This is a genomic window from Pseudomonas sp. D47 (genome assembly GCF_045447305.1).
Lineage (GTDB): Bacteria > Pseudomonadota > Gammaproteobacteria > Pseudomonadales > Pseudomonadaceae > Aquipseudomonas.
This window is the reverse complement of record NZ_JBJGXU010000050.1, coordinates 1-16,496: the sequence shown is the minus strand read 5'-3', so window position 1 is coordinate 16,496 and position 16,496 is coordinate 1. Positions and strand designations below refer to the sequence as shown.

18 protein-coding genes and 2 pseudogenes are annotated in these 16,496 nt (G+C 50.1%); 18 read left to right on the top strand and 2 right to left on the bottom strand.

What is annotated here, in order from left to right; all coding sequences use genetic code 11:
• The first annotated feature begins 65 nt into the window (after positions 1 to 65).
• From ACI77I_RS24530 to ACI77I_RS24510, 5 genes are all read left to right on the top strand, one after another.
• Positions 66 to 635: a fimbrial protein gene (locus ACI77I_RS24530; RefSeq protein ID WP_406998728.1), complete on the top strand. Its 570-nt coding sequence runs from the start codon at positions 66 to 68 to the stop codon at positions 633 to 635.
• A 48-nt stretch (positions 636 to 683) separates the two neighbouring features.
• On the top strand, positions 684 to 1,388 hold the full coding sequence (locus ACI77I_RS24525) for a fimbria/pilus periplasmic chaperone (protein ID WP_406998726.1): 705 nt from the start codon (positions 684 to 686) through the stop codon (positions 1,386 to 1,388).
• A gap of 240 nt (positions 1,389 to 1,628) precedes the next feature.
• Positions 1,629 to 4,244 carry a fimbria/pilus outer membrane usher protein gene (locus ACI77I_RS24520; RefSeq protein ID WP_406998724.1) on the top strand — a complete coding sequence of 872 codons (2,616 nt, stop codon included), beginning with the start codon at positions 1,629 to 1,631 and terminating at the stop codon, positions 4,242 to 4,244.
• Complete coding sequence (locus tag ACI77I_RS24515; protein WP_406998722.1) at positions 4,244 to 4,762, top strand: fimbrial protein; 519 nt, start codon at positions 4,244 to 4,246, stop codon at positions 4,760 to 4,762. The genes ACI77I_RS24520 and ACI77I_RS24515 overlap by 1 nt, the downstream gene beginning before the upstream one ends.
• A 137-nt stretch (positions 4,763 to 4,899) precedes the next feature.
• Entirely contained in the window at positions 4,900 to 5,847 is a 948-nt protein-coding gene (locus tag ACI77I_RS24510) for a fimbrial protein (RefSeq protein ID WP_406998720.1), read from the top strand.
• A 202-nt stretch (positions 5,848 to 6,049) separates the two neighbouring features.
• Here ACI77I_RS24510 and ACI77I_RS24505 read toward each other — a convergent pair whose 3' ends face one another.
• Positions 6,050 to 6,253, bottom strand: a complete 204-nt coding sequence (locus ACI77I_RS24505; RefSeq protein WP_406998718.1) for a carbon storage regulator — start codon at positions 6,251 to 6,253, stop codon at positions 6,050 to 6,052.
• A 288-nt stretch (positions 6,254 to 6,541) separates the two neighbouring features.
• Between ACI77I_RS24505 and ACI77I_RS24500 the strand changes: the two genes are divergently transcribed.
• From ACI77I_RS24500 to ACI77I_RS24440, 13 genes and pseudogenes are all read left to right on the top strand, one after another.
• Positions 6,542 to 7,174 (top strand): LuxR C-terminal-related transcriptional regulator, encoded by a 633-nt coding sequence (locus tag ACI77I_RS24500; protein WP_406998716.1) that lies wholly within the window; start codon positions 6,542 to 6,544, stop codon positions 7,172 to 7,174.
• Between the two features lie 318 nt (positions 7,175 to 7,492).
• Positions 7,493 to 7,843, top strand: coding sequence for a fimbrial protein (locus ACI77I_RS24495; protein ID WP_406998714.1), 351 nt, complete (start codon positions 7,493 to 7,495; stop codon positions 7,841 to 7,843).
• Positions 7,844 to 8,074: 231 nt separating this feature from the next.
• Positions 8,075 to 8,617, top strand: coding sequence for a fimbrial protein (locus ACI77I_RS24490; protein WP_406998712.1), 543 nt, complete (start codon positions 8,075 to 8,077; stop codon positions 8,615 to 8,617).
• Positions 8,618 to 8,698: 81 nt separating this feature from the next.
• Positions 8,699 to 9,083: pseudogene (locus tag ACI77I_RS24485) on the top strand (fimbria/pilus periplasmic chaperone); the annotation flags it as partial.
• Between the two features lie 12 nt (positions 9,084 to 9,095).
• Positions 9,096 to 9,440: a molecular chaperone gene (locus tag ACI77I_RS24480; protein ID WP_406998760.1), complete on the top strand. Its 345-nt coding sequence runs from the start codon at positions 9,096 to 9,098 to the stop codon at positions 9,438 to 9,440.
• A 44-nt stretch (positions 9,441 to 9,484) separates the two neighbouring features.
• Positions 9,485 to 10,176, top strand: a pseudogene (locus ACI77I_RS24475) (FimD/PapC N-terminal domain-containing protein).
• The gene (locus tag ACI77I_RS24470; protein WP_406998710.1) at positions 10,140 to 10,379 is read left to right on the top strand and encodes a fimbria/pilus outer membrane usher protein; all 240 of its coding nucleotides are present in this window, start codon (positions 10,140 to 10,142) and stop codon (positions 10,377 to 10,379) included. Before ACI77I_RS24475 ends, ACI77I_RS24470 begins: the two are co-directional and overlap by 37 nt.
• Positions 10,357 to 11,097, top strand: a complete 741-nt coding sequence (locus tag ACI77I_RS24465; RefSeq protein WP_406998708.1) for a fimbrial protein — start codon at positions 10,357 to 10,359, stop codon at positions 11,095 to 11,097. Before ACI77I_RS24470 ends, ACI77I_RS24465 begins: the two co-directional genes overlap by 23 nt.
• Before the next feature lie 285 nt (positions 11,098 to 11,382).
• A complete protein-coding gene (locus ACI77I_RS24460; RefSeq protein ID WP_406998706.1) occupies positions 11,383 to 12,102 on the top strand; it encodes a transcriptional regulator in 720 nt (239 codons plus the stop codon).
• A 135-nt stretch (positions 12,103 to 12,237) separates the two neighbouring features.
• Positions 12,238 to 12,570 (top strand): hypothetical protein, encoded by a 333-nt coding sequence (locus ACI77I_RS24455; protein ID WP_406998704.1) that lies wholly within the window; start codon positions 12,238 to 12,240, stop codon positions 12,568 to 12,570.
• Between the two features lie 346 nt (positions 12,571 to 12,916).
• Positions 12,917 to 14,113, top strand: coding sequence for an EAL domain-containing protein (locus ACI77I_RS24450; protein ID WP_406998702.1), 1,197 nt, complete (start codon positions 12,917 to 12,919; stop codon positions 14,111 to 14,113).
• Between the two features lie 40 nt (positions 14,114 to 14,153).
• Positions 14,154 to 15,008 (top strand): transcriptional regulator, encoded by an 855-nt coding sequence (locus ACI77I_RS24445; protein WP_406998700.1) that lies wholly within the window; start codon positions 14,154 to 14,156, stop codon positions 15,006 to 15,008.
• A complete protein-coding gene (locus ACI77I_RS24440) occupies positions 15,005 to 15,481 on the top strand; it encodes a hypothetical protein (RefSeq protein ID WP_406998698.1) in 477 nt (158 codons plus the stop codon). Before ACI77I_RS24445 ends, ACI77I_RS24440 begins: the two co-directional genes overlap by 4 nt.
• A gap of 11 nt (positions 15,482 to 15,492) precedes the next feature.
• Here the strand turns inward: ACI77I_RS24440 and bla are convergent, their stop codons facing one another.
• The gene (bla, locus tag ACI77I_RS24435; protein WP_406998758.1) at positions 15,493 to 16,155 is read right to left on the bottom strand and encodes a subclass B2 metallo-beta-lactamase; all 663 of its coding nucleotides are present in this window, start codon (positions 16,153 to 16,155) and stop codon (positions 15,493 to 15,495) included.
• Between the last annotated feature and the right edge of the window lie 341 nt (positions 16,156 to 16,496).

Sequence of the window (16,496 nt, the reverse complement as noted above, 5' to 3'; positions counted from 1 at the left end):
GGTTATAAAGTGCCCGGGCGGGCATTTTATAACTAAACTAACTTGCTGGCAGGGAGTATATAAGCTTGAGCGTCTATAGAGTGTCTATATGGGTCAGCTTTTTGATAGCCTTTTTGACGATTTCGGCCCATTCAGTGGTCAATGCTGCAGGTGGCTCTAATACTGTCGTAACACTGCCTGGTGGAAGAGTCGCAGTGTTTGGAGCCGTGACCACTGGGGCCTGCTCCGTCAGTCTCAGTAATTCCGACAAGATAGTATTCATGGGTACTGTGAGAAGTAATCAATTTATGGGGGTTGGCAGTGACAGCCAGGCAGTACCCTTCTCCATTCAGTTGGATGACTGTAACAGTAATGTCAGTGAGTCTGTCGGAATTAGCTTTAGCGGCATCGCCAATGAGGAGGATTTGCAGGTATTGGCAATTACTGGAGGAGCTGACGCAGCGCAAGGTATTGGCCTGGCGTTATTTGATGCTGATAACCGTTTGCTAGCAGTTAATGCCGACCCCATTGAGTATGCGCCGTTGAGCAAAGGTATCAATACTTTAAGTTTTTTTGCGAAGTATCGATTAGTAGAGCAATTTTTGCGCCCTGGGGTTGCCAACGCGACAGCTGACTTCACGCTGGTCTATCAGTAAGTGCAAAAGATGTAAAAAAGCATCGTGGAAATTGATGAGGAATAGATTTTGGACGTTTTTAATGCGTACAAAAAAAAGATGGTTGCCTGTGCTGTACTCTTGTTGTCGTTAGTCTCGACCGCATCTTTCGCCGGAGGGGTAGGGCTGGGAGCGACACGGGTTGTTTATCCGGCAGACAGCAAGCAGGTTTCTCTGTCTGTTAGTAATACAGATAAAAATAATGTCTATTTGCTGCAATCCTGGATCGATAACGCTGAAGGTGGGGTCACGCAAGATTTCATGATGACGCCACCCCTGTTCGTTATCAAGCAAGCAACAGAAAGCGCACCCGCCGAGAATACTTTACGCCTGGTCTACGCTGGTCCGCCCTTGGCACAGGATCGTGAGACGCTGTTCTGGGTCAATGTCAAGGCGATCCCTTCGACAAAGCGGGATGCAGATGATGGGCAGAGCAAACTCCGGCTGGCGGTGGTCAGTCGGATCAAGCTTTTTTACCGACCTAAAGAGTTGGCAAACGGGCTTCAGGACTCCGCATCGAAAATAGAGGTCAAGCGTGTGGGTAACACCTTGGCCATCAATAATCCAACACCTTATTTCATCAGTCTGATCAAAGTATCAGTTGGCGAGCATGTGTTGGACAATACCATGGTCGCACCTTATGGACAAGGGAAGGTCCGTGTGCCGGAAAATACTAAAGGTGAACTTCACTATTCCTTTGTAAATGATTACGGCGCTTTGATAAAGCTGAAATAAGCCAGCGGTAAATCCTGGTCTTTCTGCATTTGTTGAATGACCATTCTTAATGGCGGCTTGTATGTGTATGTCCTTGAGTAAGGCATGTGCCACTACTGAATATGATACGGATTAAAGCCGTCCACTTCGTGTGAGGTGCCTGTCGGATAGTTCGCTGGATGAAGGTTTACAAACCTCGATATTTATATGGATAGAATAACTAGGGTGTGCGGAATGAGATGGTGTCCACGACCGGCTAATATGGATTTAGCCACTAAGCGTCCTGCAGTCAACGTGACGGCTTTTCGTTATACCAAGATCTATGTGTATCTGATTGCCTCAATTTATGGGGGTTGGGTACACGCCGATCAATACTTTGATCCGGCCTTTCTGTCCGACACCAAAACGAAAGTTGCAGACCTTTCCAGATTTTCAGCGGCGGACGCCATTCAGCCAGGCACCTATCGAGTCGACGTCTATCTGAATGGCGCGTTTATCAATACTCGTGATGTGGTGTTTGAGGAAAATACATACTCGAAAGACGTCGCTCCTACGCTTGCTGCGTGTTTCAGTGTTCAGGAGATCAAGGAGTTCAATATCAACCCTGCCGCTGTTCCGGGGGTGGAATCTGTATTACCGGGTAGCTGCGTTCAATTACAGTCGTTAATGGCTGAAGCGCAAAGTCGCTTGAACCTGGAACAGTTGCGACTGGACGTGAGCGTGCCCCAGGCAATGTTGACCGGCAAGGCCAGGGGCTTCATACCTGTAGAGGAGTGGGACAACGGCATTAGTGCACTTTTGGTCAGTTACAACTTCACGGGCGCCCACAGTACCGCTTCCAACAGTGCATCCAGTGATAACTATTTCTTGAGCCTCAATACCGGACTGAATATCGGTGCCTGGCGCTTGAGGAGTGATTCGACAGTTGACAAGGGCAATGGCTACTACTCGGATGCCGGCGTCAGTTGGAAAACCCTGAACAGTTACGTGCAACGTGCGCTACCGGGGATCAAAAGCAGCCTGATACTGGGGCAGACATCGACATCGAATACGGTTTTCAACAACTTCAACTTTGAAGGGGCGCGGCTGTTGTCGGATGACAACATGCTGGCGGACAGTGAAAGAGGTTTCGCTCCGGTCGTCAGAGGGGTTGCCAACAGCAACGCCGAAGTGACTATCCGTCAGGGCGGGAACGTGATCTATCAAACCTACGTAGCGGCCGGGCCTTTTACGATCAACGACCTCTATCCGAGCTCGTCCAATGGCGATCTGCAAGTCAGTGTGCGTGAAGCGGATGGTCGGGTGAATCAATACAGCGTGCCGTATTCTTCGCTGCCGGTTTTGCAACGCGAAGGTCGGCTCAAATACGATCTGGTTGCCGGTACGCTACGGGGCGCCGATTACCAGAGCAGCCCAACTATCCTCCAGGGCACCTTGGCATGGGGGCTACCCCACGGCCTGACCCTATACGGCGGTTTACAGAACGCAGAGAAATACAAAGCGTACTCCTTAGGCGCGGGCCAGAACCTGGGAGACTGGGGAGCGTTGTCGCTGGATGTGACTTCGGCCCACAGCATTCTGGCGGACGATAGCCAGCATACCGGTTATTCGATTCGCATGTTGTATGCCAAAACCCTGATAAACTCCGGTACCAATTTCAAGTTGGCGGGTTATCAGTATTCCACTCGAGGCTTTTATAACTTCAGTGACACGGCCAGTAAAATGATGGAAAGGCGACCATCGGTTATAACTCAAGACGGCGAGGTTTATCAAAAACCTGAATTCTACGATTATTACAATTTGAATTACCCAAAGCGCAGCAGTGCACAGCTTAATATTTCTCAACCATTGGGCAGCTTTGGTTCTGTATATGTCAGCGGTCATCGTCAGACATTTTGGAACACCCAGGAAGTTACCGACCTGCTGCAGGCTGGCTATCACACGTCACTGAAAGGGGTCAATTATTCCCTGTCGTATAGCTATAACAAAAGCGCTTGGGTTGACAGTACGGACCAGATCTTTGCGCTGAGTGTCTCACTGCCATTGGGCGACGGCGCATGGGCGGGTAAAAGAGGTACGCGAAACAATTCTGCGTATGCCAATTATGGGCAGACACTCAATAACAAAGGTCATGCGCTATACAGCGCTGGTGTGACCGGCACTGCTCTGGAACACAATAATCTGAGTTATGGCGCACAACAGAGTTATAGCGACAAGGAACATGTAGCCAGCAGTAACGTGAATGCACATTATCGGGGTGCTTCCGGTAACGCCAATGTCGGCTATAGCTACAATAATAGCAACAGCAGTAGTCGGCTTAATTATGGTTTCAGTGGCGGTATCGTGGCTCATGAGGATGGTATGACGTTCAGTCAGCCGCTGGGGGAAACCAACATCCTGGTTAAAGCTCCGCTCGCCAAGGAAGTGAAGCTTGCCAGCGGTGTGGGGATAAAAACCGATTCTCGCGGTTATGCCGTGGTGCCTTCAGCTTCGAGCTACCGACAAAACAGGATAGCCCTGGATATCAATTCCCTGGCCAATAACATCGAGTTGGACAACCCGGTCGCCTACGCCGTGCCGACTCAAGGTGCTCTGGTGCGTAGCACATTCGCTGTGCGAGTAGGGGTGCGTGCACTTATGAATATTACCTATAAAGGTATGCCCGTGCCTTTCGGTGCGAGCGTGACCCAGGCGGCGACCCCTGGCGATAACATTGTGGGTAACAACGGGCAGGTGTTCCTGTCCGGACTTGCTCTGGAGGGGCAATTGAAGGTGTGGTGGCAAGACGGCCCTGAAGGGCAGTGCACGGTTAACTACCAGCTAGACGAGGGCAGTGAACTTAAAGACATCAGCAAACTGGCTGGGGAGTGTGTGTAATGGAAAAACGCTTTCTTTGGGTGATTGCAGGGTGGATCTTCTGTCATTACGCCGCGGCCTATGACGTGCTGGTGAATATCAACGGGGCGATCGCTGCTAACGGTTGTATGGTTTCGTTCGCTTCGCAGCAAATGACGTTGGACTTTGGTAATGTCGCCACTAAACAGTTTTATGCACGTGACATCCCTTGGGGTAAGCAGAAGTTCGTGATTGGCCTTGAAAGATGTGGTGGTGATGCAACGGCGGTGAAAGTATCTTTTCAAGGCGCTGCCGATACAGATAACGCCGATCTTCTGAAACTTACCCCGGAAGAAGGCATTGTCAAGGGCTTGGCGATTGAAATACTCGATGTGAACAGTGCAAGCATTGCAATTAACACCCAGACATCGGCTTTTCCCATCAGCCAAGTAGAAGGGAACAATAAACTGTTGTTTTATGCGCAGTATCGTTCCACTGCGAGTACGGTTACCGCTGGGCCCGCCAACGCGACCGTAAATTTTGTTTTGGAGTATCAGTAATGAGGACTTTCATGAGGCCGATAAACAAAGGCAGTGCTCTTGTTCTTTCGATGCTACTGTTATTTATATCTAGCAGTGCTTCGGCGGGAGCCCGTAGTTCATCCATAGGTACCCAGGACGTTGTCATACGAAAGCCTGTGCTCAATAACTCGATAATAGGTGAGGCGTTAACCGGTTGGATTAATAGTGGTCTGCAGCAAGTGATGAATAGTCAGGGTGTTACTTATGGGTCGTTTGGTCTGATCATTAATTCGCCCGTGTCAAATATATCTTACTCTGAATCTGGATATAACTATACCGTATACAATGTGTACCTGCCTGGGGGAGAGCCATCAGGTATTGGATTTATCTTGAGAACATACTCGCAAGATTGTGGTATTGTAATAGGTTGTGCTAACACAGGGCCGCATATACAGAATACAGGTAATGACTACAAGCAGTTTCGAGATGTTGTTGCAGCAAATTTTAACGTGGCTTATGCATACGAAATAAAGTTTATAGCAACAAGTGCGAATATAACGACTGGTTCATATGACCTGGGTGGGAGTCTTGTCGGATACTCTAGTTTTTTTACTACCTTTAAAGCTGATGGTGATGTGGGTTTAGGTTCGTTCAGACTGACTTATGAACAGAGCGGTTGTACAGCGAGTCTTTCGCCGGCTGTCATTAATATGGGAGTCGTTTCCCCTCTAGGGTTTAGCGGGGTCGGCACTACAGTCGCTTCAAACGCGCCGGTAACCGTCAGCCTTCAATGCAGCACTCCTGACATCGGAGTTTTGGCAACCATGACGGATCAAAATAATACAAGTAACTCTACACAGACACTGCAGTTGACACCCGGAGCCACTACTACGGCCACCGGAGTAGGCGTTCAGTTTCTCAGGGATGGTAGCTCACTGGTGACTTATGGACCCGATTCGAGCTTTGTCGAATCAAGCTCCGCAGCCCAATGGCGGGTGAAGGATAAATCCACGCTGAGCAACACTGCCCAGTTTGTCCTGACGCCGCAGTATATTCAGACTGCCAGTTCTATTACCCCTGGCGAAGCCAACGCAGTAGCCAGCATTACCTTTGCCTATGATTGATTCGAGGTTTGGCCTTGGTACGCTCTTGTCGAACGACAATATATAGTTACCAGTGCAGCGGATTGAAGATGCGTAGGCCTGAGTATGGAGGGTTAACTAAGCAAGAAGAGCAATCTGCGGCTCACGTGCCATCATCCTGCAAGGGGAAAACACCCTTCCTGGTCGATTAACGACCAAGATAGGGTGCAAGGCTAAGAAGCGGCTATTCGGAGCTTACACCCTTTAACTTATCGTTTTGCCGCTGGCGTTTTTCCGGCGCCAGGACCAGCTCTGCGCGATAAATAGGGATATCTCTCGGTGCTTCTAACCCTAATTGGATCTGCTTACCTTGGATCGTCAGGATCCGGATTTTGATTTCGCTACCTAGGCAGCCGGCGTCACCGACCTTGAGTGTAATAATTTTCACGTGTGATTCCTCCATGACATTTTTTCGTTCGCACATGATCTACCTGGCTATCGTTTAACTTAAGTCAAAAACCGTGAAAAACCTGGCATGCGCTCGGTTGATCACCTCGCGCGCTGACGTGATTGGATTTGAAGTGAGACTCAAGGTGAATGAGTCAAAACAAGCATATTTTAGGTTAATCGCAGCGTATGTTGAATTAGGCTGACCGTCTTGTCGAGCGCTTGCCTAGTCACGGGGCAGCACACTTATATTGTTCTCGAAAAGTATGTGTTAGAGGCGGAAAGAGTGATGGAAACAATATCAGCCGTTGTGCTGTCGGGCCGTTGGTGTATGGGCGGTGAAATGGCCGATATTTTAGAGTCGGAATCTGTCAACGTATTGATCAACACCGAGTGCGCGGCACAGGTTGTCGAGGCTGCGCGAACACGGCTTGCGAGTATTGCAATCCTGGAGCTTGCCACCTTCAATATTGAGGGCCTTGAGTTGATTAGGCAGCTGCGTACCGGCAACCGCGAATTGAAAATTATTGTGCTGACACTGCAAGATTCCAAGCATTTTTCTGCGCGTTACCGCCGTGCGGGGGCGACGGTGTCGTTACGTGTCTCAAAGGATGTGCGGGGGCTAGCATTTATTCTTCGGGCCATACGCTCGGGCTACACCTATTTTGACTTTATTAACGCACCCATAAAAACGCGAGAGTGGTCGTTTGCCAATGAAACTGATTTGATTGCCACGTTGACGGATCGTGAGCTAATGGTATTTCAAGGGTTGGCGAGGGATTTGAATAATAGGCAAATCGCCGAACACATGAATGTTGGCAGGCGTCATATCTGTGTGCATAAAACCAATATCTTTGGAAAAATGTTATTGCAGTCGATATCGCAACTGCAAGCGTTAGCGGCTCGCAATAAGCTGGGGTAATCACGCGTGATTAATCGCGAATCACTTTTCTTCATTGGCGGTGTGCTGGTTGAGGGATAAAGTTGTGCCTAACAGCCTGCTAAACGAAGCGTTTAAATGCAGCCAGGGAGGTATAGTGATGATATATAAATCCGGTGTAAGGGTTTTGGCGCTAATAGCGACGTTGATTTTGCTTGCCCAGCCAGGAGTAGCCGCACCGGTTGCCGGTGAAGGTACCCTTAACTTTGGCGGTAGGTTGGTGGCGCAAACGTGTACGATCGCTGTAAATAACTCAACATCTGTTGCGCCTTTAGTTCAATTACCTAGAGTGAGCGGTAAATGTCGGTGGAAGGAGAAACCAAGGGAGGCACAAGGTTCACGTTTAAATTCTCGGGGTGCTCGTCCAGTTTGGTGACTAAGGCGCGTGTGTATTTTCAGGGTGGATCGAACGTGGGCGGGAACGGTACTCTGGAAAACAAACTGACTTCCCACGCAGCTACCGGGGTCGCACTCCAGTTATACGACGCGTCGATGAACCCCATTAGGGTAGGAGACCCCTCTCAACTAAATCAGACCGCTATGCCCTTGGCTGATTTGCTGGAGTATTACGTTCGGTATATCGCAGATAGTGATGCGATAGGTTCTGGTCCATTTCAAGCCAGCGTGACGTATTTAATTAGTTACGAGTAAGCGGGGTATGAGTGTCGCATGCTGATCAAGGTATAAATGCTGCACCTTTGCGCTTAGGGAGGGGCGAGTTCGGAAGCGTGTGAAAAACATGTTTTATAGCTTTTGAGTTGTTTGATGCTATTGCATTTGTTTGGCTGATTGTGTTGCGCAGTAGGAAGTGCGTATGTCTGACTTATGTTGCGTCGCACCCGACTTAAGTTTAATCAGGGAAGTTGTTAGAGTGAATGTCAAGTGATTGCTGTCTCGTTGTTGATGATAGCACCGTCTATCCAGGTCGCGAATGTAGCCTCCGACGGTACTATTAATTTTAGCGATGGTATCAGTTCTACCACCTGCACCATCACAGTGAATGGTGCTGCTACGGGTACAACAACCGTTACATTGCCGACGATAAGTTCGACGGGAATGGATACCGTAGGTGCTATCAAAGGCGCTACGTTACTAAATTTTGCGCTGACGAATTGCTCGTTTACAACGGGAACAGCAGCAGGGAGTGCCGCAATCGCTTTCCAGGGTGGTGACGGCATCGCGGGCGGTAATGTGCTTAATACATACACGCCAGCGGCTTCTGCTGCGAAGGGCGTCGTGCTGCAAATTAAAAATTCCAATAACGAGGCAGTGGTTATTGGTAACGCACCAGCGTTCTCTAACTATAGTCCTCTTGCCGGCAGCGGTATGACGAAGTCATACACTGTTCAATATCTAACCACCAGTATACCGGTGCAGGCGGGTAGTTTCGCGGGTGCTGTCACGTACTCAATCAGCTATCTATAAGCTATAACCGCTCGTATTCTCAGTGCTGCCTTTATAAGTAAAGATAGCACTGGGAACTTGATCAGCCAAGCAAGGGATTCTATGGCTTACCTTATATCGATACGCTACGGAATGGCTGTGGTGCTGATGTCAATGGTGTGTTGTCAGGTGAGGGCCAGTTTGGTCATCACCGGTACACGCTTGATCTACCCAGCACAAGAAGCAGAAATTACCGTGACGCTGGACAATAACGGAGCGCTGCCGGTACTGGTGCAGACTTGGGTTGACAGTGGAGACCCTAACTCCAGCCCCACCCATTCAACTGCTCCTTTTTTTAACCCCCCCCCGTCTTTCGCATGGACCCAACCAAGGCCAAAGTGTGCGGTTAATGTTTACCGGTGCCAGCCTGCCCGAAGATAAAGAGTCGGTTTATTATTTCAACCTTCTCGAAGTGCCCACCGCGCCTGCGGCGAAGGACACACCGGTTAATTTGTCGCAGATGGCTTTTCGCTCGCGAATCAAGATTTTCTATCGTCCTGAAACGTTGAGCGGCAACGTATCCGACGCCATTGATCAGGTTCAATGGCGCATCATCCACCAGACCGGTGGTCTGGCACTGGAAGGGTATAACCCCACGGCGTTTTATGTGACCGTAGCCAAAGTGGGTGTGGTGGATTGCAAGCAGCGGTTTATGGCCGGTAGTGAAATGCTCGCGCCGAAGTCCAAGCATTCCTTTGCTTTGCCCACGCTAAAAAACCTGCCGGGGCCTCAGGCTCAAGTGGAACTCAGCGCTATCAATGACTATGGCGCGGATGTGTTGATCAAGCGCCCGCTAACGCCTTAGTCGCGGTAGTAGCGATCGCTGCGAACAGTGCATACGAGTAATCCATGAACACTTTTTTTGACTCCTGGGCTGAAGTGGCTCGGTACTTCTGTGCCTCGCGTTTATCCAAACCTGTTGTTGGTTGGCTGTTGGCTTTGGGCATGTCGTGTGGGCAAAAGATTTTCGCAGAGGAGGTGCTTTTTAACCGTGCTTTTCTGCCTGAAGGCTCAGAGAGACTGGACTTGAGGCCTTTTCAAAAGGGTAATGCGGTGTTGCCGGGGCAATACAGGACGGACGTATTTGTTAATGAGCAGCCCATCGGGCGTAAAAATATCCTTTTCTCCCTATCGGAGGGGGCGTGCAGCCCTGCCTCACCTCGCAATTGCTGGATGAATTGGGCGTCAGCCCGACAGCCTACCTGACGCCTTTAGGAGGCCCGTCCTGTCTGGTGTTACCTGAAACAGTGAGGGGCGCCAATGCCACGTTCAACCTGCAAGACCTGATGTTGCGCGTGAGTGTTCCCCAAGTCGCATTGCGCCGTGATGCCCAAGGGTATGTCAGCCCTGAGTTATGGAGCCGCGGCACCACCGCAGCGATTTTCGGCTACTCCGCTAACGCAACCCGCAATCTCAAGGGGCATGGCCAAGACTCAGCCTACCTGAGCTTTGACACCGGAATAAACCTGAGCCACTGGCGTGCACGCCATAATGGCTCAGTGAGTTGGCACCGACTGATGGGGCCGCGTACCAGGCGCTGAACACGTACCTGCAACGTGATCTGGCGGGCCTTAAAAGCCGACCCACGCTTGGGGAAACTCATACCACGGGCGAGTTATTTGACGGCTTGCTCTACCGGGGCGTGCAACTGGCCTCGGATGATCGGATGCTGCCGCAATCGCTACGCGGCTACCTATCCCACCAACCTTGCAGGCATCGGGGTGCGCTTCCTGGATGTCGATAACCGCGCCTTTCCATTCACTGCAAAACTACCTGACTGCCCAGGACCGGAAGCCTGCGTGTTTCGTGATACGAACCTGGATAAGACCCTGTCGTTTGTCAAGGTCAGTGCGCATGTCGAAGCGGGGCCCGTCTTGAGTGCGTCGTTGCCAATCGTGAACATCGGCTACGAAATCCGTGGGCGGGAGTTGCCGGTGCGCAGGGTGCGACTGTCGGGCCAGTTGAGGGTTGTGTCGCAAACCTGCCAGGCGCCGAACATTCAGGTCAATCTGGGCCAACACTCTGTGGGTATCCTTGAGAAAACCGGCTACACGCCCTGGCAAGACTTTTCTATCGTGCTCAATCAGTGCCTTGGGTTTTACGGGTACTACTCCGCAGGGGTCAACGTACTTGAGCCAGGCGTAGTATTCAAAACCAATAAAATTGCATTCCGTATCGATCCCACCCAGCGGGCGGTCTCCACTGACGAGGGAATCTTGAGTCTCACAGTGCAGGGCCCAGGGCTTGAGAGGGCGGCGCAAGGTATCGGTGTACAGCTTGCTCTGGAGAATGCCTGGCCGATCAAGCTCTCGACGTTGCTCGACAGTGGTATTTCACTCCAGCCCAAAGAGGGCGGCAGTTATGTCATTACGCTCAAGGCACGTTACCTCCGGCTGTCTAACTCAACGGTACACAGTGGCCCGGCGAATGCGACGGCGATTTTTACAATCAACTATCAATAAACAAAAGCAGCACTTAGAGGCCCGTTTAAACCTGTCTATACGCCCGCTGATACGTCGGCTATCGAGTGCTTCTGCGCAAGCGTAGTCCATTGACGTGGTTGAAAGACAGACGCGGGGTATTGACAGTAATGCAACCCATTGAAAGTGCCGATGGCAGTGCTCTTCCGTCGGTGGTGCCCATAAAGGTTATACTCAGGCTTCATGAGGTTTCACGGTATGCAGAGTTTTCCGCCAGCCAACACCTGTTGAGGGTAAGTGAGGGGGGGCGTTATCACTGGACACGAGTTGAGTTACAGCTCAAGCCGACTGCTTGAACTGCTGATCTGCCGCGCTGACCTGATCGTCGGCCGCGAGGAAATGTTTGCCTACGGTTGGCCGGGCAGGGTGGTGGGGCAGAACAGCCTGAACCAGGCAATCTCCAATATTCGTGATCTGCTGGGCGATGATGTACAGCGAACGATCATCCAGACGATCCCTCGGCGTGGGTATCGATTTAACTCGGCATACTTGAGCGAGGACCGCGAAGAGTTTCACCTCAGCGATGACACTGCCCCAGCGCCTCCGGTAGCAGCAGATGCGGCTGAAGGTATCACCCTGCCGACGCAAGCCCAGGCGTTTTTTGCATCAAACCGTCTGCCAGGCTCTACCAACCTACTGCTCGCTGTGCTGACGATTGCACTGGCAGCAACGTTAGTCTGGCGTATCGACTGGGCGCTTTGGTTGCAGCATGGCTTGTTCAGTGCAAGTGAAACACTGGGCGAATTAGACGTTCAATATGTCTCGGAAGGCCCAGAAGAGCTGACGCAGTTGCAGGCCGATATCAAGCCTTTACGTGATCGTCTGCAGGCGTTTGTCAAACAACCGGAAACCATCATTTTCAATAAAATGCATGGTTTTTATGAGATCGTCTGTATTGATCAGGGGCGATCGGTGCAGTCTGTGACGGTGCATAAAACCAAATTGTCCCAGTTGACAGATGAACAACTGAGCAGGTGCGTCAATTGAAGCCATTAAGTATTCGATGGATGATCACTTGGTCTGGGTTAGTTGTGATATTGGTAATTTTTGCATATTGTTTATTCGACTCAATCGAGTGGACAGATATTACAAGGCGCGTTTTTTGCCTCTGGAGTGCTGATCATGAACATCGGCGCTGTGTATGACAGCAGCCAGCGCTTACAGTCCCATAGTTATAAACTGTACGACTTCGAAACGATTATTAATAGCCAGGATTTTTCTCTGACTCAAGTGAGTAGTCTATCAGGTAATGCGCGATTTGTGACGAATCAAGAGCGGGATGGCGAATGGATTAAAGATAAGATCAGCATGGATCGGGATGTTGCCTTTAATTACGCCTACTATTCGAACGAATTTTCTAGATTAAGCTTATATAAAATAAAGGCGCGTATAGGTAGTCAGTGCTTCTATGTGAAAGAGCTGGAGACAGTACGTTGCTTTGGTGCCGAACGCTAACCTTTTTAAATTCAGGCGTACCCTCCGAGTGCTCACTGATAGCTGGCCTATTTATTAAGTTTTGCTGAAAATCCACTCATGACTGTGGTGGGATGGGCGGCCTTCGCACGGCGCCGCGTCATCTAGGCTACGCGTATAGCAAGCTTGAGCGGTGAATAATTATTAATTCACCACTCATCACCTCCGCACTGCGTCGATCTGCTTTATCCTCAGCATTCAGATCGGGCAGTCAATAAATCATTATCATAGCAATGAAGTGATTTGTTCACTTCATTCGCCTGCTTGTGAGTGTTATTCAGATTTAGCCCCGCAGTTATAGAAACGACTTTACCTAACAGGTTGATACGTGAAAGCAATCAAGCGCGTTCTTAAGCGTGGGCGTTCTGTAGAGCGCTCACGGGCAAACTCTATGTCTTCAATGTGGTCTCAGATAGCTGTCGCGCAAGTCGCGCTTTGGTTAATCGTCGCACTACTGATGGTCTGGGCGTCGCTATACTCGGCGGAACATTTGGCGCACATGTATGTTTTTGAGCGCCTGAGCGGTATTGTTGATTTGAACAATGGTAACTTCGCTGGTTTTGAGCTCGGCATGTTGAGTGAGTTGAAAACCTGGGATAACTATGAGGCTACCTCTGAGGGGTGGCCTTCGTTATTGGCTAAAAGCTATGCCTTTATAGAGTATTGTATTTTATTGTTTCTGGCGGCCGCTGGGGTATGTGCCATTATGGGCCTCTATAAGGTTTTCAGCTCGGTCTATACGTATTACTTTTCGATACAAGCGAAATTTTGCAGAGGCTTGGTTAACGGTGAGTTGAGCGTGCACTATCGGCCGATAGTAAATATGAATACTGGCCTGTGGATCGGCGCTGAGGCATTACTACGCTGGACCCATAAGGGACAGCCGATAAGCCCTACGGTGTTTATCCCGTTGATCGAACGATCTGGAATCATGCCGATGACAACCCGTTGGATATGCCAGCGCGTTATTGAAGATTACTCGTGCCTGCTATGGGCATGTGACGGGTTTTACATCAATATCAACTTGTCCTCTCAAGATGTATCCGACCCCACGTTTCCCGCGTTTATTCAACAATTATTGAGTCAATATCGCATCCCCGCGTCACGCATTGTATTTGAGGTGACTGAAGGCGTCGTGCTTGATACACGAGAGGCCACCCTGCATTTGAATCAATTACGCGCCCAGGGCCATAAAATTGCCTTGGATGACTTCGGTACGGGCTATTCCAATTTGTCTTATCTGGATTGGATGCCTCTGGACATTCTTAAAATTGACCGTTGCTTTGTGGGCAAAAAAGATCAAGGACGCGCCAATACGATTTTGGTCCATTTGCTGAATATGGCCAGGCACCTGGAGCTCAACGTAATTGTCGAAGGGGTCGAGACACCTGAGCAAGTGGAACGTCTGCGTGCTTTAGGGGCAGTCACTGCCCAAGGTTGCTTTTATGCAAAGGACTTGACTGCAGAAGGCTTGGTGCACGGGTATTTTTCGTTGGCTCACCCGGATATGAACCGAGTGATCTAAAGGAATAGGTACTTACAGTTATCGTTGCAAGGAAAAGAGCATGCAGTCATCGATTGACCCGACGTCGAGCGATAAGGGTATTCAAGCGGAAGCTAAAAAAGCGTTAATCCTAAGTGCTTCTGAAGGACGGCACGTTGTATTTTGGCCCTCGCTCAATATGTTGGTTATTCACGAGCATAACAAGCAGCGCAAAGTTGAGTTGGGATACAGTTCCAGTCGCATCCTGGAAATTCTGATTGACCGGGCGGACACCATTGTCAGCCGCGATGAAATCTTTGCCTTTGGCTGGCCTGACCGTATCGTTGGGCAGAACAGCCTGAACCAGGCTGTTTCAACGATTCGGGAGCTGCTGGCCGATGACGAGCATCGTGAAATCATCCAGACCATTCCGCGAAGGGGTTACCAGTTCAACTCCGAATTCTTGGTTGTGCCCGGGCAAGTTAGCGACATTAGCGCTTCGGCGCCTTTAACCTTGGGCGCCGCATCAAGTCCGGAAATGCTGCAGGCTCGGTTTTCATGGCTGACAAGGCGGCTAAGCACTGAGAATATCTTGATGGGCGCGACGCTGATATTAGCTATGAGCTTTCTTTGGCGGATTGAATGGAACCTTTGGCTGCAGCCGGACTTCGTCAAAGAAACAGACACGCAGGGCTTGCTTACAGTGTGGTACACCGGTGCAAATACGCCGGAAGTCGAGAGGCTAAAAGTGAGCATGGCACCGGTGGTACGGCGCATGGAGAGTTTGTTGGAAGCGCCCGGCACGGTGATTTTAAATACGATGCACAGCTTTTACGAAATCATTTGCATTAGTGGCAGCACGGTGGAGTTTGTTTCAGTGCATAATTCGAAGTTGGGCCTCTTGACCGATGAACAGTTAGACAGGTGCCTCAAGTGAATAAGCGCAGTGTTGGACTATCGGTGGGCATCGGGCTGCTCGTCGCCTTGCATTTGATGTATTCATCAGAATCGCGTAAGGATCTGCTTAAAGGTGCTTGTTTCACCACCGGCTCGATGATCATGAGCAGTGGTGAAGTCTTAAATGTGTTGATCAGGCTTCAGTCGCATGGAAATCAAATTCATGATTTTGAGAAAATCAATTCTGATGGCCAGAAGTTTTTGTTTGTGCTGGTTGACAACTTCTTCGGCAGCGCACGATTTGTGACTAACCCAGTAGGCGGCAGTGAGCTGCTTAGAAACATGTCGATGCGTGATCGAGACGTTGCCTTTAATTACGCTTATTTATCCAGTCATGCGTCACAATTGACCTTTTATAAGTTAGACCTGAATCCGGACACGCCGTGTTTCTATATCAAAGAGCTGGAGCGAGTATTGTGCCTGGGGGGCGAGCGCAGTCGAGATATTCCATAACGCTGAGCTCGTCAGCACTGGCAAAGTTTCCGCAGATATTGCTGCTCGCCGTGTTCAAGAAGGGTTAGATAATGGTTAATCAACTCAACGTTCTGTATCGGTGAGTTATGTCCTGCGATAATCGATTCAACGGGCAATTCACCGCCGCGGATCAGCCCTTGCAATTTCTTCAGGGTTTTCGGGTACTCGCTGCGATTGGCGTACGTCATGTTACCCAGCTTTTCCTTGAGAATGCAGTTTCCATACAAGACACGTTCTTCTGGGAAGTACACAAAAATCCCATCTTCGGTGTGAGGCGCGCCTAAATACAGCGCTCGAACATGACCGTTTTGGAAGGCAAAGTTGCCCGGGTATACCTGGTCTGGCAGGCTTTGTTTCAGGACCGGATAGTGCTCCATCCCTTGCCTGGTAAAGTCGACAATACTACGCCACTGGCTTTTTTCTAGGTCATAGGCCATCTGCGTGGAGACAATACTTGCGCCGAGCTTCTTCCAGTAGGCGTTACCTCCCGCACGGTCGGTGTGGTAGTTGGTGTTGATCACCATCCTTGATGGGCAGGGGGTTGACTTTCCTGATTTCCTGTTCAAGCTTTTCAGCGGTGGCTGGGGTCCAGGTTGCGCCGATAACGGGGATGTGTTGCTCGCCAATGTAGGCCATTGAGTTCTCCTGCACATACTCCTTGTCTTCAACGATGTAGAGCGGGCCTTTGAAGTGGATAGGGTCAAGTCACTCTGGTTAGCGAAGACCTGGGAGGTAATGCAGGCCAGTCTGATGACTGACAGAATATTAATAAGCTCCATAAGTTTCTCAGGTAATGAGATATACAACACAGGGGCATGCCCCCACCTGTTCTGATCGGCAGTGAGGACGCGCCGTAGAGTCAGCCACATCCCACCCATTGCGAAGTAAATAACCGTAAATTAAGAATTAATGCGGGGTTGGCACGCGCCTGGCTCAACTGCAAATTCCGGGCGTCAGTGCAGGCACCGTATTGGCCTGGGCGGCTTTGAGGGTT